This window comes from Chromobacterium phragmitis (assembly GCF_003325475.1).
In the GTDB taxonomy this organism is placed as follows: domain Bacteria; phylum Pseudomonadota; class Gammaproteobacteria; order Burkholderiales; family Chromobacteriaceae; genus Chromobacterium; species Chromobacterium phragmitis.
The window spans coordinates 4,102,501-4,123,694 of record NZ_CP029495.1; the positions used below are offsets into that span (position 1 = coordinate 4,102,501).

Sequence of the window (21,194 nt, forward strand, 5' to 3'; positions counted from 1 at the left end):
TTATCTTTGGGAGTTGTTTACAAATTCCGTGTGAGCGAGACCATGGCCAGAACCCTTTCCCTGAAGCGCCGCTTGTTGTTGCAAACCGTCAGCGCCATCGCCCTGGTGTGCGTACTGGGCGCCTTGCTGATGAATACGCTGCGCCAGCAAATGCTGGACGACAGGCATGACCAGGTCCGCACCCAGGTGGAAAACGCAGCCAGCCTGGTGGCGATGCATGAAGAGCAGGCCGCGGCCGGGCTGGTGCCGGAGGCGGAGGCGCAGAAAATGGCTTTGCAGGAGTTGGCCAAGCTGCGTTTCGACGGCGATGAGTATTTCTTCACTCTGGACAGGAACCTCAAATGGATTTCCCATGGCATGAACCCCAAGCTGATCGGCAAGGACATGCACAGCGTGAGGGATGGCGCCGGCGCCAATATCGGCGCGCTGTTCGAGCAAACCATGCGCAGCGGCGGCGGCAAGGGTTTTGTCAGCTACGTGTGGGACAAGCCGGGCTCGAGCGCGCCGCAACCCAAGCTCGCTTACTTTCAAAGCTCTCCGCGCTGGGGGTGGGTAATCGGCACCGGGCTTTACCTGGACGACATCAATGCCACGCTGACGCGGCAGTTGCTGAGCGTGGGCGCGCAGGTGCTGCTGTTCATGGCCGTGAGTTTGTCGCTGGGCTGGTGGGTGTACCGCAGCGTGATGCGCGAACTGGGAACGGAGCCTTCCGTGGCCGCGGACATCGTGCGCGAAATCGCCGCCGGCAAGCTGGATAGGGAGATAGACGTGGACGCGGCGCGCGGCGACAGCTTGTTGGCCCATATCCGGGAAATGCAGGGACAGCTGCGCCAGCTGGTGGGCGACATTATGCGCGATGCGGAGGAGTTGGGCCGGCTGAACGCCGACGTGGTGGACGGCGCCCGCATGGTGGCCGACAACTCGCAGGGACAGAGCGAGGGCGCGGCTGCGATGGCGGCGTCGGTGGAGCAACTGACGGTCAGCATCAACCATATTGCACAGCACGCGTCGGACGCGCGCGAGGTGTCGCAGGACTCCGGCCAGCTTTCCGAAGCGGGCAGCGACGTGATCGCTCGCGCGGTGGCGGAGATGCAGGACATCAGCGCCACCGTCGACATGACCGAGGCCGCCATTTCCGAGTTGGCCAGCAAAACCGCCACCATCTCCAACATCATGCAAGTGATCAAGGATATCGCCGACCAGACCAATCTGCTGGCGCTGAACGCGGCGATAGAGGCGGCGCGCGCGGGAGAAACCGGCCGCGGCTTCGCCGTAGTGGCCGACGAAGTGCGCAAGCTGTCCGAACGCACCGCCAAAGCCACCGAACAGACGGCCGGCATGATTGCCGAGATTCAGGCCAGCTCCGATTTGTCGCGCCAGAACATGAGCGAGACCGTGGCCAAGGTGAAAACCGGGCTGGAACTGGCCGAGCAGGGCGGCGAGCTGATCCAGCAGATACGCGGCAGCGCCAGCCAGGTGGTGCAAGTGGTCAACGACATTTCCCACGCGCTGCGCGAGCAAGGCACCGCCAGCCAGGATATCGCCCGCCATGTGGAGCAGATCGCGCAAGTGGCGTCCGGCAACGCGGTGGCCGCCACCCAGGCGTCGGAAAGCGTGCAGCGGATCGACGAGGTGACCGGCAATCTGAGGCTATCGGTCGCGCAGTTCCAGGTTTAGCGCCGGCCTGGCGCGAGCGCGAAGCGCGCGGGGTCGGCCGCCCGCGCGCGTTGGCGGTAGAAACGGTCCAGCTCCGCGCGATAACGCTGTATCGATTCCTGAGTCAGCCAGCGGTCCTGGGATTGGCGATAGGCGGGGTCGGCCACCGCTTCGCTCAGCAGCTGGTCTATTTTCATCACCGCCATTCGTCCCCATGGGGTCTTGGGGCAGGCGATGCCGACCGGAATCAGTCCGGAGCCCTCGATGGGCAGATTGACCAGACTGTCATCCTTGTCCACCTCGCGGTGGTATTTGTAGTCGGGTTCGAAATCCAGCGTGTAGTCGGCCCTGGACAGCTGCAGCAGCTTGAACAGGCCGCTATTGGAGGGAAGCCGCGGGCTTTCCTTCAGGTTGGAATCGTTGCGATGCGCGGCGAACAGTTTGTCTATCGGGTCGGAATAGCTGCGTCCGGCTGCGATCACCCCCCTCAGCCCAGACCGCAGAATCAGTTTTTCCAGCGGCACCTCTCCCTTGCCGTTCAGCGGCGCCTGGTCCGCCACCGCCCGGCGAATGATCACCTCCTGCGGCAGCTGCATATGGGTCAACGTGAAAAAAGCGAATTTTTCGCGCTCCGCCGTCGGTATCAGGTTCATTCGGCACAGCTGGCTGCCGCGCTGGAGCTCCAGCACGCTGCGGGCGGTGCTCATCACGGCGAAGCGGTGCTCGGCCTCCGGCCAGCGCGCGATGATCAGCTTCAGGTAGATGTCGTTCTGGCCGTCCGTAGGCTTGCCGTCGCGGATGATGAAGTTGGGCGCCCAGTCGGAAAGCACCCAGGTGATCTGATACGGCTCCGCCGCGATGGCTGTCGTCAGCGTCACGGAGAAGGGAATGGCCGCCAGGCATCGTCTCCAGCATGCGGGTATCAGAAAACCTAACATCTGCGCTCCATCTCTGGTCAGGCCTTGGTCCATTCTAGACCGCTGCGATTGCGCAACCAATTCTCACTCGCACTGTCAGTCTCTGCCTGACTGACGGATTTCGGCGGGCCTGGCCATGAAAACGGCCGCAGAGTATGGATTTCTTCGGTCTGGTTTTTGCGCCGGCAGCCTGTCTGCAGTAGCATGTGCGCCCCGTGCGAATGTCACGGCGAACAACAAGAAGCGATACGCCGCAAAGGCAACAACAAGATGAATGAGAATTTTAGCGGCGGGGACCTGCCATGATGGTGGCTACCCACGTCGCCTTCGGCGCGTTCTGCGCGGTTTCGGCGGCGCTGATCCTGCGCTTGCCGGCCATGATGGCGTTGCTGCTGCTGGCCGGCGGCTTGGCCGGCTCGCTGTTGCCGGACCTCGACCATCCCAAGAGCTGGCTTGGCCGGCGCATACCCTTCCTGTCCCGGCCTATCGCCTATCTGTTCGGCCATCGCGGCATCACTCACAGCCTGTTGGCCGTGGTCGGCGTGTTTTACGCCAGCGCCGCCTGCCTGCACGGCTGGGGCGTGCAGCTTGGCCATGCGATGCCGCTGGTGCTGGGGCTGTGCGTGGGTTACGCCTCCCATCTGGTAGGCGATTGGCTGACCCCGGCCGGCATCCCCTTGCTGTGGCCGATACGGATACGCTTTCGCGCGCCGCTGATGCTGCTTCGCCCCAGAATGGCCGAGCCGGTCATGACCGTATTGCTGTGGTTCGGCGCGGGGTTCTTGATGTCGCGCGCCCTGTAGCGGACTTCTCCATCGCGCGGGCATAATGGGCGACAGCGATGCCGACTCGAAAGGGAGCGGGATGAAACGATGGATAGCGGTCGCCGCGCTGCTGGCGCTGGCGACTATCGGAGGCCTGGCTTATGTCCATCACCAGCGGCAGGCAGAAGCCGAAAAGCAGTCCACGCTGTACGGCAATGTCGACATCCGCGAGGTGGCGCTGGCCTTTCGCGTGCCCGGCCGGCTTGCCGCCGTGCGGGCGGATGAAGGCGACAGCGTGCAGCCGGGACAGATATTGGCCCAACTCGACGTCGAGCCGCTGCGCAATAGCCTGAATGCCGCGCTGGCGAGCGAAGCCGCATTGGCGGCGCGCAACGCGCTGATGCACAAAGGCAGCCGGCAAGAAGACATCGCCCAGGCCAAATCGCGGCTGGAGGTTGCGGAAGCCGCCGCGAAACAGGCGGAAAGCGAATATCGGCGCCAACGCGAACTGGCGCCGGCCGGCGGCAGCAGTCAGCAACAGCTGGAAGCGGCCCGCTCTCAGCGCGACCAGTCCATCGGCCAGCGCGACGCAGCCGTCCAGCAACTGCGCGCTTTGCGCGCGGGCTTCCGGCCGGAGGAAATCGCCGAATCCGACGCCCAGCTCAAGCAGGCGCGAGCCAGCGTGGCCGCCGCCAGGCTGGCTCTGAAGGATGCCAGCCTGCAGTCGCCCAGCGCCGGCATCATCCTCACCCGCGCGGTGGAAACGGGCAGCCTGGTGCAGGCGGGCACGCCCGCGTTCACGCTGTCGCTGCGTCAGCCAACCTGGGTGCGCGCCTATGTCGACGAAACCCAACTGGGCCGATTCACCACCGGGACCGAAGTGTCGATCGCCAGCGACAGCCATCCTGAGAAATCTTACCGCGGGGTGGTGGGCTTCGTGTCGCCTACCGCCGAATTCACGCCCAAGTCGGTGGAAACCGCCAGCCTGCGCACTGCGCTGGTCTACCGGATACGGGTGGTAGTCGGCGATGCGGATGGCGGACTCAGCCAGGGCATGCCTGTGACGGTGAGGCTGGCCAAGTGAATTTGTCCATCCAGGCTTGCGCGCTGAAAAAGCGCTTTCCCGGCGCGGATGCCGATGCCGTCGCCGGGGTCGATCTGGACATTCCTCCAGGCTGCGTGGCGGGTCTGGTCGGTCCGGACGGGGCCGGCAAGACCACGTTGCTGCGCATGTTGGCCGGATTGCTGACGCCTGACGGCGGCAAAGCGAAGGTGGCCGGGCTGGATGCCGCCATCGGCGACGAGTTGCGGCGCGCGATCGGCTACATGCCGCAAAAGTTCGGCCTGTACGAAGACTTGACCGTGCAGGAAAACCTCAATTTGTACGCCGACCTGCGGGGAGTGTCCGCCACCGAACGCGAGGGGGATTTCGCCCGCTTGTTGGCGCTGACCGACCTCGCGCCGTTCACCGGCCGCTACGCCGGCAAGCTCTCCGGCGGCATGAAACAGAAGCTGGGCCTGGCCTGCTCGCTGCTGGGCAAGCCCCGCGTCTTGTTGCTGGACGAGCCCGGCGTCGGGGTCGACCCCATCTCCAGGCGCGAGCTGTGGCGGCTGATACGGTCACTGGCGGCCGACGGCATCACGGTGCTGCTCAGCACCGCCTACCTGGATGAGGCGGAAGCTTGCGATCAAGTGTATTTGATGGCGGGCGGGCGCTTGCGCGCCGCCGGATCTCCCGCCGAGCTGACCGCGCCGCTGGCGGGCCGTTGCCTGAGACTGACGGGCATCGAGGGCAATCGTCGGCGGTTGTTGCAGCGACTGCTGCGCCAGCCGGAACTGATGGACGGCACGATACAAGGAAACGGACTGAGGCTGCTGCTGCGCGACGAAAGCCGCTGGCCCGATCTCGCCTTGGCCGAAGCCGGCCCGGAAGCCGCACTGATTCCAGCCAGGCCCAGACTGGAGGACGCCTTCATCAGCCTGCTGGGCGGCGGCCCCGGCGGGGACTCGCCTCTGGCGGAGGAAATGCCGGAGGTGCCGGCTTATGCAGGCGAGGCTGTGATCGAGGCGCGCCGACTCGGCAAGCGCTTCGGCGACTTTCGCGCCGCCGCCGACATCAGCTTCGTGGTGCGCCGCGGCGAAGTGTTCGGCTTGCTGGGCCCCAATGGCGCCGGCAAATCCACCACCTTCAAGATGGAATGCGGCCTGCTAAAACCCAGCGGCGGACAGGCGCTGGTGATGGGCTTGGATCTGAAGCGCAGCCCCAGCGCGGCGCGGCAACAACTGGGGTATATGGCTCAGAAGTTCTCGCTTTACGCCCAATTGAGCGTGCGGCGCAATCTGATGTTTTTTTCCGGCGTGTATGGCCTGTCTGGAGCCAGGCAGCGCGACAAGGTGGCGCAAATGGAGAGGGTGTTCGGCCTGACGCCCCATATGGACAATCTTTCCGGAGAGCTGCCGCTAGGCTTCAAGCAAAGGCTGGCGCTGGCTTGCGCGGTGATGCACGAGCCGCCGCTGCTGTTTCTGGACGAACCCACCTCCGGGGTCGATCCGGTGACCCGCCGCGAGTTTTGGACCCATATCAATGGCTTGGCGGAGAAGGGGGTGACGGTGCTGGTGACCACCCACTTCATGGATGAGGCGGAGTATTGCGATCGCATCGCCTTGATCTATCGCGGCCGGTTGCTGGCGCTGGACACCCCGGACGCCCTCAAGCGCGGCGTAGCCGACTCCGCCTGTCCGGAGCCGACCATGGAGGATGCCTTCATCCGCCTGGTGGAAGAGGCGGACGCATGAACCCTCGCCGGCTGCTGGCCCTGTGCAGGAAAGAAAGCTACCAGATCGTGCGCGACCCAAGCAGCATCCTGATCGCCTTCATTTTGCCGGTGGCGCTGCTGTTCATTCTGGGGTACGCAGTGAATCTGGATTCCGCCCATATCCGTCTGGGGCTGCTCAATCAGGACGGCGGCGGCGCGGCGCGGCGCCTGGCGGCCACGCTGCGCGCCACGCCGGCGCTTGCGGTTCAATCGCTGTCCTCGCGCGCGGAGCTGGAAAGCAAGCTGTCCCGAGGCGAGATACGCGGCGCGGTGGTGGTGCCGAACGATTTCTCCCGGCAATGGCAGCGCGGCCAAGGCGTCATCCAGTTGCTGACCGATGGCGCGGAGCCCAATACCGCGAATTTCGTCGCCGCGTACGCCCAGGGTGCCTGGCTGCGTTGGCTGCAGGCCGAGGGCGACGAGAGCGCCCGTCCCATGCCGCCGGCCATCGATATCCGCCAGCGCTTCTGGTTCAATCCCAGCGCGGAAAGCCCTAATTTCCTGGTACCCGGCACCATCGCCATCGTGATGACCATCGTCGGCGCGCTGCTGTCGTCCTTGGTCGTCGCGCGGGAGTGGGAGCGCGGCACGATGGAGGCCCTGCTGGCGACCCCGGTCAGCCGCGCCGAACTATTGCTGTCCAAGATATTGCCGTATTACGCGCTGGGCATCGCGGCCATGCTGTTATGCCTGCTGGTCGCGGTGTTTGTGATGGGCGTGCCGTTTCGCGGACCTGTATGGCTGCTGTGGCTGATGTCGTCGCTGTTTCTCGCCAATGCGCTGGGCATGGGCCTGTTTCTGTCCACCGTGATGCGCACCCAGTTTGATGCCGCGCAGGCGGCGCTGACCGCGGGCTATTTGCCGGCGCTGATGCTGTCCGGCTTCGTGTTCGAGATTTCCAGCATGCCGGAGCCGCTGCAATGGCTGACCCGCATTCTGCCGGCCCGCTATTTCGCCAGCACGCTCCAAACTCTGTTCCAGGCGGGCGTAGTGCCCGGGCTGTTATGGTTCAACGCCGCCAGCCTGACGCTGTTGGGCGCGTTCTGGCTGGGGCAGACTGTGCGCAAAACGCGCCGGACATTGGACTGAAACCATGTGGCAACGCTTATTGTGGCTGATCACCAAAGAGCTGCAGGCGCTGGCGGGAAACCGCCAGGGGCGGCTGTTGCTGATCGTGCCGGTGTTGCTGCAATTGCTGGTGTTTCCTTTTGCCGCCACGCTTGAGGTCAAGCATGCCAGCCTCGCCGTGTATAACCAGGATGCGGGCCCGCCCTCCCAGGAGCTGATAAAGCGCATGGCGGCCAGCGCCACCTTCGACCATATCGTGCAGGTTCGCAGCCTGGAGGCGCTCCGCGACTGCCTGGACCGGCAATGCGCGCTGCTGGCCATCGTGTTCCCCCCTGATTTTTCCCGCGCGCTGGCGACGGGAAAAGGGGCGGCGATGCAGATCATTGTCGATGGCCGCCGCTCCAACAGCGGCCAGATCGCCAGCGCCTACATCGGACAGATCGTCTCCGCTTACCAGCAGGAGCGGGCAGGGCCGACGCCCAGGCTGGCGGTGCGCAATCTGTACAACCCCAACCTGGAGTTCCAGTGGCACGTGCTGCCCAGCCTGGTGGCCATCATCACCACCATAGGCTGCCTGATCGTCACCGCTTTGTCGGTGGCGCGGGAGCGGGAGGAGGGGACGTTCGACCAATTGCTGGTGTCGCCGCTGACGCCTGCCTATGTGATGGCGGGCAAGGCGGTGCCCGGCGTGCTCGTGGCGCTGGCGCAAGGCAGCGTCATCGCCGTGGCCGCCGTCTGGGCTTATCGGGTGCCGTTCGGCGGCTCCATCGCGCTGTTGCTGGTCAGCATGGCTAGCTACGGACTGGCGCTGGCCGGTGTCGGGCTATTCATTTCCTCCCTCTGCCGCACCCAGCAGCAGGCTTTTCTCGGCGTGTTTTCCTTCATGGTGCCGGCGGTGATCTTGTCCGGCTATGTGTCGCCCATCGAAAACATGCCCGAAACGCTGCAGTGGCTGGCGCGGGTCAATCCGCTCAGCTATTTCATTCCCATTCTGAAGGGGGTTTTCCTGAAAGGGTACGGTTTCTCCGATGCCTGGCCGTGGTTGCTGCCGCTGTGGCTGATCGCGGCCCTCACCCTTGGCCTGGCCTTGTGGTGCTTCCGCAGGCATATCGAATAGCCCTGGCCGGCCCCGATGGCGTGGCGATCAGGTTCGAGCGTGCATGAAGCCCCGCGCATGGGACAGCCCCTCCAGCGCCCCGCGCAGGATGCGAGAGCAGCGCGGCAGCGCGTCCGGGTCGTTTTCCAGCAAGTCGTACAAGCCAATGAAGAGGCAAACCAGATAGTCGGCCGCCAGACCCACGTCCAGCTCCGCTGGCAGCTCGCCTAGGGCGATGGCGCGGCGCAGTTGGCGGCGGGTGTAGTGCATGGTCAATCTATCCGCCAACTCCCGCCTGCGCAGCACGCTGCGGTTTTCCTCGGTGCGCTCGCACTTCTGATACAGAATCTGATACACACGCTGCGGAGAGCCCGGCTCCAGGAATTGCGCCAGATAGTAGCCGGCTCCGGCCAGCAATGTGTCGCGCGCCGAGGCGCTGGCGGGAGGGAAGCGCATGGCGTCCAGCGCGAAAGCGCGATCTATCATCGCCTGGCACACCTCCATCTTGTTGTCGTAATGCCCGTATACCGCGCCGCGCGACACTTTCGCCGCGTCGGCGATCTCAGCCATGGTGGCGTTGGCGATGCCCTTGTCCAGAAACACCCGTTCCGCGCCATCCAGTATCGCATCTCGCGTTTTTTGCGAATCTTCCTTGGTCTTGCGAGCCATCCCGGCTTCCTTCTCGTCATTGTCCGTCATATTGTGTCATGATTTAATCAATCATACATGACTGATTAAATGTTAAGATGGCCATCCTTCATCGCGCTTTACCGCAACGACGCCATGCCGCATACCAATACGCACATCCGTGACCTGGACACGCTTCCCGTCTCCACGCTGTTCTGGCGCTACGCCATCCCCTCCATTGCCGGCATGCTGGTAACCGGCTTATATGCGGTGATAGACGGCATTTTCGTCGGCCACTACGTGGGTAGCCACGGCCTGGCCGCGATCAACCTCGCCTATCCGCTGGTGATGCTGCAGGTGGGCCTGGGCGCGATGATCAGCATGGGCGCGGCCACCCGCATCGCCATCCAGCAGGGCGCCGGCGACATGCGCGCCGCGCGCGGCACGCTGCTGGCGGCGCTGGCGCTGCTGGCTTTGCTGAGCGCGCTGCTTCCCGCTCTGGGCCTGCCCAATATCGATCTGCTCCTGTCCTGGCTGAAGGCCGATGTTCAGCCGCAAGTAGCCGAGCAGGCGCGCGGCTATCTGCTGCTGATGCTGTCCGGCGCCGGTTTGACCATGGGGCCGATGCTCCTGACCTATCTGGTACGCAACGACGGGCGGCCCAAGCTGTCCACCGCCTTGATGACGCTGGGCGCGCTGCTGAACATCGGCCTGGATTACTTGTTCGTCGGCGTGATGGGCAAAGGCCTGGCCGGCGCAGCCATCGGCACGCTGCTGGCCGAAGCCGTAGTGCTGATTCTGGCGCTGGCGTATTTTTTCAGTCCGCGCGCGGCACTGCGCATTAAGCTGGGCCAGCTGCGGCCCGACTGGCAGGGGCTGTGGCCCATTCTGGCGCTGGGCGCGCCCAGCCTGTTGATGGAGCTCAACCTGGCCCTGCTGCTGTTCGCGCACAACCGCCAGCTGCTGGTGTGGGGCGACGACCTGAGCGTGGCCGCCTACGCGGTGGCGGGCTATAGCGAATCGCTGTTCACCTTGGTCATTCATGGCCTGGCGGTGGGCATGCAACCGCTATTGGGGCATGCGATCGGAGCCGGACAGCCCGACCGCGCCCGCGCGGCCTTGCTGCATGGCCTGAAAGTGGGCTTGGGCATAGGCGTGGCAGCATGGATGGCGGTTCAGCGATTTCCCGCCTGGATCGCGGGCTGGTACAGCGACGGCAGCGCCGAACTGATCGAGGCGGGCAGCCGCGCCCTGCGCCTGCACCTGCTGGCGATGCCGCTGGATGGCCTGGTCATCGTCGGCGCCACCGCGTTGCAGGCGATGGCGCTGACCCGCTTGGCGCTGGGCGTCACCGTGGGCAAGACTGCGCTGCTGCTGCCAGCGCTGGCATTGCTGCCGATGGCCATGGGCCTGGACGGCGTCTGGCTGGCCATGCCGATGGTGAATCTGTTGCTGGGCGTGGCGGTATCGTTGCTGCTATGGAAGCAAATCGGCCAGTTGCAAGGGGGCGCGCGCGCAGAGTCTTCATGACAAACGGAAATGAAGTTTGATTTATGTCATATTGATATCTCAAATCCTGAAAGGGGGGGGACGATATGGCGCATTTCGAACAGCCACGCCATCAGGAGATGGCTCGGCGAGACCATCTGCTGCGCAGCCGCCTGCTGGAGGCCGGCATCCGCCAGTACGTGGCCAGCGGCACGGAAAGCATTTACTACCTGTCCGGCATCAGCTACGAGCCTCTGGAGCGTCCTTTCTTCTTGCTGCTGGATGCCGCCACCGGTAAACGCAAGATGCTGGTGCCTCAGCTTGAACACGCCCACCTGAAACAGGCCTGGGGCGTGGCGGAGGGAGACGTCCACAGCTACCGGGAGTATCCGGCGCCAGCCGGCGAGCGCTGGGAGGATGCGCTGATCCCGCTTTTGAGCGACCGATTCGCCTTCGATCCAGCCACCCCGTTGCATCACGCCGAATTCATGCAATCGGTGGGAGGGCAGGCCGATGACTCGCTGGACCGGATACGCATGGTCAAATCCTCCTGGGAAATCGCCAAGCTGGCAAGGGCCGGGCGCTATGCGGCCGAAGGCGTGAACCAGTTGCTGCGAGGCGTATACGATGGCGTATCCGTGGCAGAAGGCTACGCCACAGGCCAGCAGCTGCTGCGGCGCATCATCCGCGACGAGCCGGATTTCGACCCGCTCTGCACCCGGGTGCTGCTGGCCCCGTGGCCGGCGCCGCTCAGCGCGCAGCCGCACGCCATTCCACAACTATCCCAGCGTTTGAAGGCGGGGCCGCACGTGGTGATCTCGGTGGTGCGCCTGGACGGGTATACCGCCGAGTGCGAGCGCACTTTCTTCACCCGTCCGCCCAGTCCCAGCCAGCGCGAACGTTTCCAGCTGATGAGCGAAGCGAGGCGAGTGGCCATGGCCATGTTGCGACCTGGCGTGGCCTGCGCGGAGATCGATGAAAAAGTGAACGCCTTCCTATGCGATCAGCGCTTCGGCGATTGGCATCTGCGGCTGCACCGCTGCGGCCATGGCCTGGGGCTGGGCAATCACGAAGCCCCATGGCTGGCCCAGGGCAGCGATGACGTCCTGCAGGCCGGCATGGTGGTATCGATAGAGCCAGGAATCTACCTGGCGGAGGAGGGCGGATACCGTCATTCCGACACGCTGGCCATTACGGCGGACGGCTGGACCAATCTCACGCAGCAGGCGGCGGTGGATCTGAACGCGCTGACCATCGCCGCAGCCAAGCCTGCGCAAAGAATGAAAGGTTATTTCATCCGAAAAATGGTATCCGCCTGAAAATGAACAAGTCAGCATCTTTCCAATAATCAATATTCATTTAAGTAAATAACTAGGCCAGTCTTTGACTGGCCTTTTTTACTGTATCTACTAATCAAACGTTTGAATTAACATTTCCATCAGAAATTCTCACGGCTTTTGCAATTAAATTCATATAAATCGCAATAAAAACGATATTTTCCGTTCATATAAAGTAGGGGCTAACATGTCTAAAATGGGAAAATCCGTCGTCGTTGTGCCAAGCCTGATGAATGAGATGGATAGGACGAAGCTAGTCAATGAACTGTATCTGGTTCATTGCGACATATTTGACGGCGTCAGCAAAGACGACTTCGCCAATTACGTCGTTTATTCCAAAGCGAGGCAGACGAGAATCCTGATTCATAAAAACGATCAGGGCCAATCCGTCGGCTATTGCGCAATCCATTTCTTCGAGCAAGAACTGGAAGGCAAGGCGTCCACCGTCATTCGGATGGAAGCCGGACTGATGCGCGCGTACCGGGGGAAAAACCGCAACGCGCCCTTTGTCTGCCGCCAGGTCATGGGGTATCGATTGACGCACCCCGGGCGCAATGTTTACTACCTTGGCGCATTGGTGCATCCATCCAGCTACATGCTGCTGGACAAATACGCCACCAAGGTCTGGCCCAGCGCCGAGCAATCGACCGAGCTGGACTACGGCGGCGTGATCCGGCAATTGACCCGGCTGTTCGGGCTCAAGGCGGTGGACCCTGACCGGCCAGGCGTGGTTCATGTAGGCTGGCAAACCCGCGACAACGAGCGCGATCGCAAACAATGGCAAGCCAACCCCAACCATGCGGCCCAGTTTTACATTCACCGCAATCCCGGCTATACGCAGGGCCATGGCTTGCTGACCCTGGTGCCGGTGACGATCGGCTGCGTCGCGCACGCCACCGGCCGCATGCTGTTGAACAAGCTTGGCAATCTGCTCGCGCCGCATCCTCACGGCAGCCGCGGCTAGCCCAGCCTTAGGCTAAGCGGAATAGGGCGGGTCCGGCCGAGCAGGCAGGGCCCGCTCGAATGCTTCCGCCTGCCGCCGCAGCCAGGCCTGAAAGCTCGCCAGGCGAGGAGAGCCATGGCTGCGGTGCGGCCAGACCAGAAAATAACTGGAGGTATGCGCGACTTCGCGTTCGCTGGCCAATACCAGTTCGCCGGCGCGCAGCCATTGGTCCGCGATCGAACGCCGCGTCAACGCAACGCCCAGTCCTTGTCGAGCCGCCTCCAGCATGGGGGTGGAGTCGGTGAACTCCAGCGCAGGCTGCCGCAACGGAGGCAGTTCTCCCGTCATGCCGGACAGCCAGGTTTCCCAGCTGTCCGCTGCGCGTCCGATATTACCCAACTCTGCGCGTTGAATTTTACCCAGGGAGGAAAGCCACTTCCGTCTAGGGGTGGCTGTGGATAAGTCTAATACATTCCAGTAGCCTGATTCAGTTCGATGTCACCAATACCGAGGGCTTGGTGCTGTGACCCTCACCCCCGGTAGATCAGTACCTAGAATGGCTCTGCTTCGTCAGCCCCTCCTAGCCGCGTTTTCTCCCTGGCCTTGATTCTCGATTTCGCCGTATCGCTGCTATGACGGAACCGATAGGACTCGTTACCCGTCTCGACGATATGGCAGTGGTGCGTCAATCGGTCGAGCAAGGCTGTCGTCAGCTTGGCATCGCCAAACACGCTGGCCCATTCGCCGAAGGTCAGGTTGGTGGTAATCATCACACTGGTGTGCTCGTACAGCTTCGACAGCAGGTGGAACAGCAAGGCCCCACCTGCCTGGCTGAATGGCAAGTAACCCAGCTCGTCCAGAATCACCAGGTCAACCCGCATCAACGCGAACGCCAGCTTGCCCGCCTTACCCGCCGCTTTCTCCTGCTCCAGCAAGTTGACTAGATCCACGGTGGAGAAGAAGCGTACCCGTTTGCCGTGGCGCGTAATGCCAGACACGCCCAATGCGGTGGCAAGGTGTGTTTTGCCGGTACCCGTGCCACCAATGAACACGACGTTAGGCCTAGTCATGATGCAGAAACCGACGCGAGGTAAGAGAACTGCGTCAGTTTCTGCCTAGTGTTGCGTAGGAGCGACATGAATCGTGTCACCAGCATTTTTGCGGTTTGCTTGAAAATCCGTCCTGCACAAGATTTGACATAATATAGATTATGCGAACTAAAGCAAGAACCCATCTCGCATTATGTGTAACTGCATTTACCAGCTCAGCGCGCTCATTCTCTGGAAAGCTGCTAGCATTCGGGACAGTCATTGGGGAGTAGCCATTCTCGCGTTTGCCGCGGGAAGTCCACGTCAACAAACTTGAGGCCCTCGCCTCATGGCGTGGCCAGCCGCCGTGTATCGGGACGAGCCAGGCGAGACCTTTGGCCGCAACGCGCCAGCCGGCCAGGCAAGCGCGCGTTTGCGCGCCATTGGTTACACACGCTTGCCTGGCCGGATACTGTTCATGTTTGTCACGCTTATCCTGTTTATCCTTTCCGCCATGGCGATCTACGTCGCTTGCGAGTATTTTGTCAACGGCATCGAGTGGCTCGGCCATCGTCTGAATCTGGGCGCTACGGCTGTGGGGTCGGTGCTGGCCGCGTTCGGCACCGCGCTGCCGGAAAGCGCCGTCACCTTTGTAGCCGTGGTATTCGGCGATACGCCGGAGCAGAAATCGCTTGGCGTAGGAGCGGCGATGGGCGGCCCTCTGGTTCTGGCCACGCTGGCTTACGCTGTGGTGGGTATCGCCCTGTTTGCAAACCGCAGGCGGCTTGGCCGTTCATCTTGGCAGGCGCAAGCGGATCATCATCGATTGAGCCGGGATCAAACCGCTTTCTTGGCGATTTTCGCCCTGAAAGTATTGCTGGGCTTGTTCGCATTCACCATAAAGCCTTGGCTTGGCCTGATTTTTCTGGGCGCCTATGCAGCCTACGCGTGGCGTGAAATTCGCCTTGCGGACACGGCGCCGGAAGAAGAAGCGCTGGAGCCGCTGAAAATCCGCCCTTCCGTTCAGCACGCGTCCTTGTTGTTCTGGGCCGGCGCGCAAGTGGTGCTTGCTTTGACCGTCATCTCACTGGCTTCCCATGTTTTCGTCTCCCAGTTGGACGCCATCGCGCTTTTCTGTGGCTGGCCGCCGCATCTGGTGGCGCTGTTGCTCAGCCCGGTGGCAACTGAGCTCCCGGAAATCATGAATGCGCTGATCTGGGTGCGCCAGGGCAAGGAGCGGCTGGCGCTGGCCAATATTTCGGGGTCGATGATGATTCAGGCCACCATACCCAGCGCATTGGGCATTTTCTTCACCCCCTGGTTGTTTGACGGCCCGCTGCTTGTCGCCGGCCTGGTCACCATGCTGGCCATCGGCCTGCTGTCATGGAGCTTTCGCCAAAAAGGCGCGCACGGAGGCTGGATGGTGTTGTCGGGCGGACTGTACGGCGCCTTCGCGGCGCTGCTCTTTTTTGCCTAAACCGCTAGTAGCCTTACGATAGGCAAGCATTGCGGCTCAGGCGGTTGTCGTCCTCACCCTTCTCCAGCGCCAGTTCTATCAGGTGCGAGATCAGGTCGGAATAGGATAGGCCAGCCGCCTGCCACAGCTTGGGGTACATGCTGATATTGGTGAAGCCGGGCAAGGTGTTCAGCTCGTTGATCACCACCTCGCCTTCCGGCGTCAGGAATACGTCCACACGCGCCATGCCGCTGCATTCCAAGGCCAGGAAGGCCTCGACGGCGATGCGCCGGATGCGTTGGCAGGCTTCGTCCGGAATGTCCGCCGGCACCGCCACGCGGGCGCCGTCTTCGTTCAGATACTTAGTGTCATAGGCGTAGAACTCGTCGCTCAGCACGATCTCGCCGCAGCCGCTGGCCCGAGGATGTCCATTGCCCAGCACCGCGCACTCGATCTCCCGGCCGATCACCGCCTGCTCCACCAGCGCCTTGTGGTCGAAACGGAAGGCCTCGTCCAGCGCCGCGCGCAGGTCTTCCGCGCGCTTGACCTTGCTCACGCCCACGGAAGAACCCTGATTGGCCGGCTTGACGAACAGCGGCAGACCCAATTTCGCGACGATGGCGGACAGGTCAGCCTGCTCGGCCTTGGCTCGCGTCAGGCAGACCCATGGCGCCACCTTCAAGCCCGCGTCTCGCAGCAGACGCTTGGCCACATCCTTGTCCATGCACACGGCCGAACCCAGCACGCCGGCGCCGACAAAGGGGATATTGGCCATTTTCAGCAAGCCCTGCAACGAGCCATCCTCACCCAAGGTGCCGTGAACGATGGGAAACACCACGTCCACCGGCTGCAGCGGGCTGGCATTGGCCGCGTCCACCAGCTGGCGCGCCTTCTCGCCCGGCACCAGAGCCAAGCCTTCGCCGGTTTCCCGAAGCGCGATGCGGGCAGGGTCATCCGCGTTCAGCAGGAAATCGGAAGGCTGGCCGGCATGCCATTGCCCCCGCTTGTCCACACCTATCAGCAGGGCCTCGAATTTATCTTTATCCAAGGCCTCCAGGATATTTCTGGCCGACTGCAGGGAAACTTCATGCTCGGACGACTGACCGCCGAAAATCAAACCCACCCGTATCTTGCTCATGACCGCTCTCAGTGTGTGTAAGGCGAAGGCGGCATGATAATGCAACTTGCATCTCCTCGCCGCCCTAGCCGCTTATTCTTCTTCGGACAGCTCCTCGTCCGCGTCGTCCCCGCCTTCCAGCCGCAACTGCGCCGCCAACTGCTTGTTGTTGCGTATGCCCAGCTTGCGCAGCTTCTCCGCGCTAGTCACCAGATTGCCGCGGCCGCCGGTCAATTGCTTCATCGCGTCGGTAAACGTGTCGCGGCTGGTATCCAGCTGCTTGCCCAGCTTTTCCATGTTCGACACGAAACCGACGAACTTGTCGTACATCGCCCCGCCCTGGCGCGCGATTTCCTGCGCGTTCTGGTTCTGGTATTCATAGCGCCAGATGCTGGCGACGGTGCGCAGCGTGGCCAGCAGCGTGCTGGGGCCGACTATCATGATGCGGCGCTCGAAGGCCTCGTTGAACAGGCTCATATCGTGCTGCACCGCCAGCAAATAAGCCGGCTCCACCGGGATGAACATGAACACGAAATCCAAGGTGTGCAGCTTGTACAAGTCCTGGTAGCGCTTCTCGGACAGCGTGCGGATATGCGCGCGGATGGCGGCGATGTGGCCTTTCAGTTCCGCTTCGCGCGCGGCGTCGTCCTCGGCCGCGGTATGGCGGACATAGGCGTTCAAGGACACCTTGGAATCCACCACCAGCTGCTTGCCTTCCGGCAGGTCTATCACCACGTCCGGCTGGTAGCGCTTGATGCCGTCCTCGGTCTCCACCACGTCGGACACCTGCACTCGGTACTCGCGGTCCTTGGTGAGGCCGGAAGTCTCCAGCACCTTCTCCAGCACCATCTCGCCCCAGGTGCCCTGCGCCTTGCTGCTGGCGCCGGTCAGGGCGTTGGTCAACGCGACGGCGTCGTCGCCCAGCCGTGTATTCAGCTCCTGCAGGCGCTTGAGCTCGGTTTCCAGCGTCAGCCTCTCCTTGCTGTCCTTGTCGTAAGTGTCCTGCACTAGCTTGCCGAAATTCTGGATGCGCTCATGCAGCGGATTGAGCAGCGCGCCCAGGTTTTGCTGGTTCTGCTCGGTGAAGCGCTTGGATTTTTCTTCCAGGATGTCGCCGGCCAATGCCTTGAACTGATCGGACAGCGTCTGCCTCGCCTCCATCAGCAGGGCCAGCTTTTCCTGGCTCTGCTGACGCTCCTGCTGCAGCGTGGTGGCGAGCTCCTGCTCGCGCGCGCTCAAACGGACAATGTCCTGCCCCTGCTGCAGGCTGCGCGCTTCCAGCGCTTCCAGCACCCTGCCCTGCTCCTCGCGGGCCGCCAGCTGAGCGGCGATCTCTCGCAACTCCCGCTGCGCCGCGGCCAAGGCCTGCTCCCTGTCCTGCAGCTGCCTTTCCAGCTCTGGCACGCGCTGGGCGCGGGCCACGTAAGCGCCCAGCTGGGTCTGGCTGTCGGCCAGTTGCTGCGCTTGCGCCTGCTGCGCGCGCACGGCCTCCTGCTCGCGCGCCCTCGCCTCGTCCAGTTGCGGGCGCAAGGCCTCCAGTTGCGCCTGCATCGCGGCGGCCTGCTGTTTCAATGCCTCCCGTTCGCGCATGCCCTTGCTTCTCGCCGTCCAGGCGGCGGCGCCGCCGCCGATCAGCCCCAGCAACAAGCCTATGGCCAACATTTCCATTCCCGATATCCCTTCATCGCCGGCGGCGCCAAGCGCTCATCCAGCTCATCACAAAATCCGCCCGCTGCATGACTGTGCCTCGCGGCACTTCCTGCAATCGGTATCCCAGTCTGGCGTAAACGCGCTCCATCGCTTCGCAGGTGCGCTCCGCCTCTTCCAGCGTTTGCCGGCGCTCGCGATCCTGGACGAATATTTCAGGCCATGGCCTAAGCAGGAAGACCTGGTCGTAGCGAAACACCTTGGCAGCGCTCTCCAGGTGCGCAGGCACCGGCAGGCCGCACAGTTCGAGATAGGCGATGACATCAGGGATGCCGCGATCAAAGAAAACCGGCCCCTCGCTCGCCTCCGCCATCCGGTGATTGCGCATGTCCCAACCCAGCATCTGGTCGGCAAAAGCGCGCCTGTCCATCCAGGGCAGCGCCGGCCCGCCTATCCGTTCCTGATCTTGAATGACGGCGCGCCCCGCCTCTTCCAATACGGACCAGCCTCGGCCCCGCAAGGTTTCCAGCAGCGAGGTTTTGCCGGCCCCGGGCCCGCCGGTCAGAACCAGGCGCGCTTGGCTTTCACCCCTCTGCGCCATCAGCAAGCGGTCCAATGCTGCAAATACACCTGCAGCTCCTTGCGGCCCTGCCATTCATTGGCGATCAGCTGATACACCGCCTGGATGCGGTCCGGCAGCCAGTCGGCGTGGTTGAACAGCATGGCGTCGAACTCGCAGCCGTCGCGCGCCAGCCTCAGCTTCAAGTGTTTGTCGCCCACCAGCTTCTGGTTCACCACGATGAAGGGATCGTGGAAGTACGGCACCGGGAAGCCCTGCCCCCATACCTCGGCCGCCAGCGTCTCGGCCAACTGCAGATTGACGTCCCGCGCCGGGAGGCTGCCGTCGGTCTCTATGGTGCGGGTCAGCTGTTTTTCGTCCAGCAGCTCGCGCGCCACCGCCTCGAAGGCTTGCTGAAACTCGCCGAAACGACGCTCGTCCAGGCTCAGCCCGGCCGCCATCGCATGGCCGCCGAACTTGAGGATCAGTCCCGGATGGCGCTTGTAGACCAAATCCAGCGCGTCGCGCAGATGGAAGCCGGGGATGGAGCGGCCGGAGCCCTTGATTTCGCCCTCGTCGCCGGGCGCGAACACGATGGACGGCCGGTGGAAGCGTTCCTTCAGCCGGGAGGCCACGATCCCCACCACCCCCTGGTGCCAGTCGTCACGGTACAGGCTGAGCGTGTAGCGGTTGTCGGCGTCTATGCCGGACAGCGCCGCCAGCGCTTCGTCCTGCATGCCGGCCTCGATGCCTCGCCGCTCGCGGTTGAGCTTGTCCAATTCCTGCGCCAGCCGCATCGCCTGCTCTTCATTGCTCGCCAATAGGCAGGCGATGCCCAGGCTCATGTCGTCCAGCCGGCCGGCGGCATTCAGCCGCGGGCCCAGGGTAAAGCCTAGATCGAAGGTATTGGCCTTGTAGTGGGCGCGGCCCGCCACGCGGAACAAGGCGGCGATGCCCGGCGCCATCTTGCCGGCGCGCATGCGCTTGAGGCCGTTTTCCACCAAGGTGCGGTTGTTGCGGTCCAACCGCACCACGTCGGCCACCGTGCCCAGCGCCACCAAGTCGAGCAGCACGCCCAGATTGGGTTGGGTTTGTTCGTCGAACGCGCCGCGCCGGCGCATTTCCGCCCGCAACGCCATCAGCACGTAGAACATCACGCCGACGCCAGCCAGGTTCTTGGACGGAAACTCGCAGCCCGGCTGGTTGGGGTTGACGATCAGCGCGTCAGGCAGCGCGTCGCCAGGCAAGTGGTGATCGGTCACCAGCACCTCGATGCCAAGCGCCTTGGCTGCTTCCACGCCCGCCACGCTGGCGATGCCGTTGTCGACGGTGACGATGATGTCAGGCCGCTTTTGCGCCGCGAGCTCGACGATTTCCGGCGTCAGGCCGTAGCCGTATTCGAAGCGGTTGGGCACGATGAAGCTGATGCGCGCGCCCAGCATGGAGAGCCCTTTGACCGCCACCGCGCAAGCAGTGGCGCCGTCAGCGTCGTAGTCGGCCACCACCAGCAAGCGCTTGTCGGCGGCGATGGCGTCGGCCAATTTGCTGGCCATCGCCTCGGCGTTCTTCAGATTTTGATAAGGGAGCAGCCCTTTCAGGCCGTAATCCAGCTCCTGGCTGTCCAAGATGCCGCGGGCGGCGTACAGCCGCGCCTGCAGCGGAGTCAGCCCTTGGCCAAGCAGCTTGTGCTGCAGTTCGGCGGGCACTTCTCGAGTGACGATTTGCGACATATCTTCTTCTAGTACAGCGCCGCCAGCGGCAGCGCGCGTTTCCAGAATCGCCACAAATCGGACGGCTTGAGCGTCAGCTCGAAACCGGCCGGCCCGGTGGCGATCAGCGTCAGTTGTTCCAACTTGCGCTGGCGCAGCGCGGACAGCATGGGAGCGAACCAGTCGCGCTCCAGCCGCTCCAGCCCTTCTCGCCAGCCCCAGGCGTCGCGGTATTGCGCGGCCGCCTGCAGCGTGTCCAGCGCCAGCAAGGCGTCCTCGCCGGCCTCCAGCCCATCGAAAGCGTACGGCGCGGCATCGGTTTGCATGCCGGTGAGCCGGGCCAGCGGCAGCAGCGTCTCGTCGTCGGCCAGCAGCCTTGGGGCCGGAGCGCGCCATGCGCCGGGGTCTCCTTCGCCCCACAACCATACGCTGTTGATCGCAAGATCGCCGCGCAGCTCGCGATCGTCATTCAGCGGCTGGGTGTAGAGCAGCATCTGCAGCTCGTTCAGCATCCGGCTCCAGGCCAGCCCGTCTTCGCCTTGCGGCAAATGGCGATTGATATCCTCCCCGACCACGTCCCACAGCGGCGTGAAGCGAGCGCGCAGCGGCTTATTCGAATGCAGCAGCCAGCGGCCGGGCTGCGTTGGGTGGAAAGTGAGGCCATCCTCGCCGAAATGCTCGTTCAATGCAGCGGTCAACCCAGCGGCTTCGTCGCCGCTCACCGTCATCACGCCCACGTCTGCCAATAGCGCGCGGTCGCGGTCCACCCGCAGGTGCACAGGGTCTGCGAACAGCCAATCGCCGCCGGCCGCATCCAGCCCGGCGGCTGCGGCGGCCAATCTGGCCAGGCCGGCAGGCGGAGCGCCCCACAACCGGCCCAAGCATTCCGCATGGCTCCGCTCGCGGCGCGCCAGCGCGCCTTTGCCCAAAAACTGTTGCAGCGACGGCACACTCAGATCTTTGCAA

Annotated in this window: 18 protein-coding genes, 1 pseudogene and 1 riboswitch; of the genes and pseudogenes, 10 read left to right on the forward strand and 9 right to left on the reverse strand. The window is 63.4% G+C overall.

The window, feature by feature from the left end; all coding sequences use genetic code 11:
- Window positions 1-42: 42 nt before the first annotated feature.
- Window positions 43-1,677 (forward strand): methyl-accepting chemotaxis protein, encoded by a 1,635-nt coding sequence (locus tag DK842_RS19480; protein ID WP_114063819.1) that lies wholly within the window; start codon window positions 43-45, stop codon window positions 1,675-1,677.
- Here the strand turns inward: DK842_RS19480 and DK842_RS19485 are convergent.
- Entirely contained in the window at window positions 1,674-2,594 is a 921-nt protein-coding gene (locus DK842_RS19485) for a TIGR02285 family protein (RefSeq protein ID WP_168194930.1), read from the reverse strand. The two genes, DK842_RS19480 and DK842_RS19485, sit on opposite strands and share 4 nt — an antisense overlap.
- 281 nt (window positions 2,595-2,875) lie before the next feature.
- On the opposite strand from DK842_RS19485, the gene DK842_RS19490 reads away from it, so the two are divergent.
- The 5 genes from DK842_RS19490 to DK842_RS19510 all read left to right on the forward strand — a co-directional run bounded on the left by DK842_RS19490 (window position 2,876) and on the right by DK842_RS19510 (window position 8,338).
- Complete coding sequence (locus DK842_RS19490) at window positions 2,876-3,376, forward strand: metal-dependent hydrolase (protein WP_114062950.1); 501 nt, start codon at window positions 2,876-2,878, stop codon at window positions 3,374-3,376.
- A gap of 61 nt (window positions 3,377-3,437) precedes the next feature.
- Window positions 3,438-4,421 (forward strand): secretion protein HlyD, encoded by a 984-nt coding sequence (hlyD, locus tag DK842_RS19495; RefSeq protein ID WP_114062951.1) that lies wholly within the window; start codon window positions 3,438-3,440, stop codon window positions 4,419-4,421.
- Window positions 4,418-6,133 carry an ATP-binding cassette domain-containing protein gene (locus DK842_RS19500; protein WP_168194931.1) on the forward strand — a complete coding sequence of 572 codons (1,716 nt, stop codon included), beginning with the start codon at window positions 4,418-4,420 and terminating at the stop codon, window positions 6,131-6,133. The genes hlyD and DK842_RS19500 overlap by 4 nt, the downstream gene beginning before the upstream one ends.
- Window positions 6,130-7,242: an ABC transporter permease gene (locus DK842_RS19505; protein ID WP_114062952.1), complete on the forward strand. Its 1,113-nt coding sequence runs from the start codon at window positions 6,130-6,132 to the stop codon at window positions 7,240-7,242. The genes DK842_RS19500 and DK842_RS19505 overlap by 4 nt, the downstream gene beginning before the upstream one ends.
- A gap of 4 nt (window positions 7,243-7,246) precedes the next feature.
- On the forward strand, window positions 7,247-8,338 hold the full coding sequence (locus DK842_RS19510; RefSeq protein ID WP_114062953.1) for an ABC transporter permease: 1,092 nt from the start codon (window positions 7,247-7,249) through the stop codon (window positions 8,336-8,338).
- 27 nt (window positions 8,339-8,365) lie between these two features.
- Here the strand turns inward: DK842_RS19510 and DK842_RS19515 are convergent, their stop codons facing one another.
- Window positions 8,366-9,016 carry a TetR family transcriptional regulator gene (locus DK842_RS19515; RefSeq protein WP_198414581.1) on the reverse strand — a complete coding sequence of 217 codons (651 nt, stop codon included), beginning with the start codon at window positions 9,014-9,016 and terminating at the stop codon, window positions 8,366-8,368.
- A 39-nt stretch (window positions 9,017-9,055) separates the two neighbouring features.
- Here DK842_RS19515 and DK842_RS19520 point away from each other — a divergent pair, with 39 nt between their 5' ends.
- The 3 genes from DK842_RS19520 to DK842_RS19530 all read left to right on the forward strand — a co-directional run bounded on the left by DK842_RS19520 (window position 9,056) and on the right by DK842_RS19530 (window position 12,733).
- Complete coding sequence (locus DK842_RS19520; RefSeq protein WP_114062954.1) at window positions 9,056-10,474, forward strand: MATE family efflux transporter; 1,419 nt, start codon at window positions 9,056-9,058, stop codon at window positions 10,472-10,474.
- 65 nt (window positions 10,475-10,539) lie between these two features.
- Window positions 10,540-11,751, forward strand: a complete 1,212-nt coding sequence (locus DK842_RS19525) for a M24 family metallopeptidase (protein WP_114062955.1) — start codon at window positions 10,540-10,542, stop codon at window positions 11,749-11,751.
- 256 nt (window positions 11,752-12,007) lie between these two features.
- Window positions 12,008-12,733: a hypothetical protein gene (locus DK842_RS19530; protein WP_145964092.1), complete on the forward strand. Its 726-nt coding sequence runs from the start codon at window positions 12,008-12,010 to the stop codon at window positions 12,731-12,733.
- 12 nt (window positions 12,734-12,745) lie between these two features.
- On the opposite strand, the gene DK842_RS19535 is transcribed toward DK842_RS19530, so the two are convergent.
- Window positions 12,746-13,111 carry a LysR substrate-binding domain-containing protein gene (locus tag DK842_RS19535; RefSeq protein WP_198414582.1) on the reverse strand — a complete coding sequence of 122 codons (366 nt, stop codon included), beginning with the start codon at window positions 13,109-13,111 and terminating at the stop codon, window positions 12,746-12,748.
- Between the two features lie 152 nt (window positions 13,112-13,263).
- A pseudogene (istB, locus tag DK842_RS19540) lies at window positions 13,264-13,794 on the reverse strand (IS21-like element helper ATPase IstB); the annotation flags it as partial.
- A gap of 213 nt (window positions 13,795-14,007) precedes the next feature.
- A riboswitch (yybP-ykoY riboswitch) is annotated at window positions 14,008-14,159 on the forward strand.
- A gap of 59 nt (window positions 14,160-14,218) precedes the next feature.
- Here istB and DK842_RS19545 point away from each other — a divergent pair.
- Complete coding sequence (locus DK842_RS19545; RefSeq protein WP_114063822.1) at window positions 14,219-15,217, forward strand: sodium:calcium antiporter; 999 nt, start codon at window positions 14,219-14,221, stop codon at window positions 15,215-15,217.
- A 13-nt stretch (window positions 15,218-15,230) separates the two neighbouring features.
- Here DK842_RS19545 and ddlA read toward each other — a convergent pair whose 3' ends face one another.
- The 5 genes from ddlA to DK842_RS19570 form a co-directional block, all read right to left on the reverse strand.
- The gene (ddlA, locus tag DK842_RS19550) at window positions 15,231-16,334 is read right to left on the reverse strand and encodes a D-alanine--D-alanine ligase (RefSeq protein WP_114062958.1); all 1,104 of its coding nucleotides are present in this window, start codon (window positions 16,332-16,334) and stop codon (window positions 15,231-15,233) included.
- Between the two features lie 72 nt (window positions 16,335-16,406).
- Window positions 16,407-17,981 (reverse strand): DNA recombination protein RmuC, encoded by a 1,575-nt coding sequence (gene rmuC, locus DK842_RS19555; RefSeq protein ID WP_114062959.1) that lies wholly within the window; start codon window positions 17,979-17,981, stop codon window positions 16,407-16,409.
- Between the two features lie 13 nt (window positions 17,982-17,994).
- Window positions 17,995-18,561, reverse strand: a complete 567-nt coding sequence (locus DK842_RS19560; RefSeq protein ID WP_114063823.1) for an AAA family ATPase — start codon at window positions 18,559-18,561, stop codon at window positions 17,995-17,997.
- Window positions 18,561-20,249, reverse strand: a complete 1,689-nt coding sequence (gene recJ / locus DK842_RS19565) for a single-stranded-DNA-specific exonuclease RecJ (protein ID WP_114062960.1) — start codon at window positions 20,247-20,249, stop codon at window positions 18,561-18,563. Before recJ ends, DK842_RS19560 begins: the two co-directional genes overlap by 1 nt.
- Window positions 20,250-20,257: 8 nt before the next feature.
- Window positions 20,258-21,178, reverse strand: coding sequence for a hypothetical protein (locus tag DK842_RS19570; protein ID WP_232538536.1), 921 nt, complete (start codon window positions 21,176-21,178; stop codon window positions 20,258-20,260).
- Window positions 21,179-21,194: the final 16 nt, after the last annotated feature.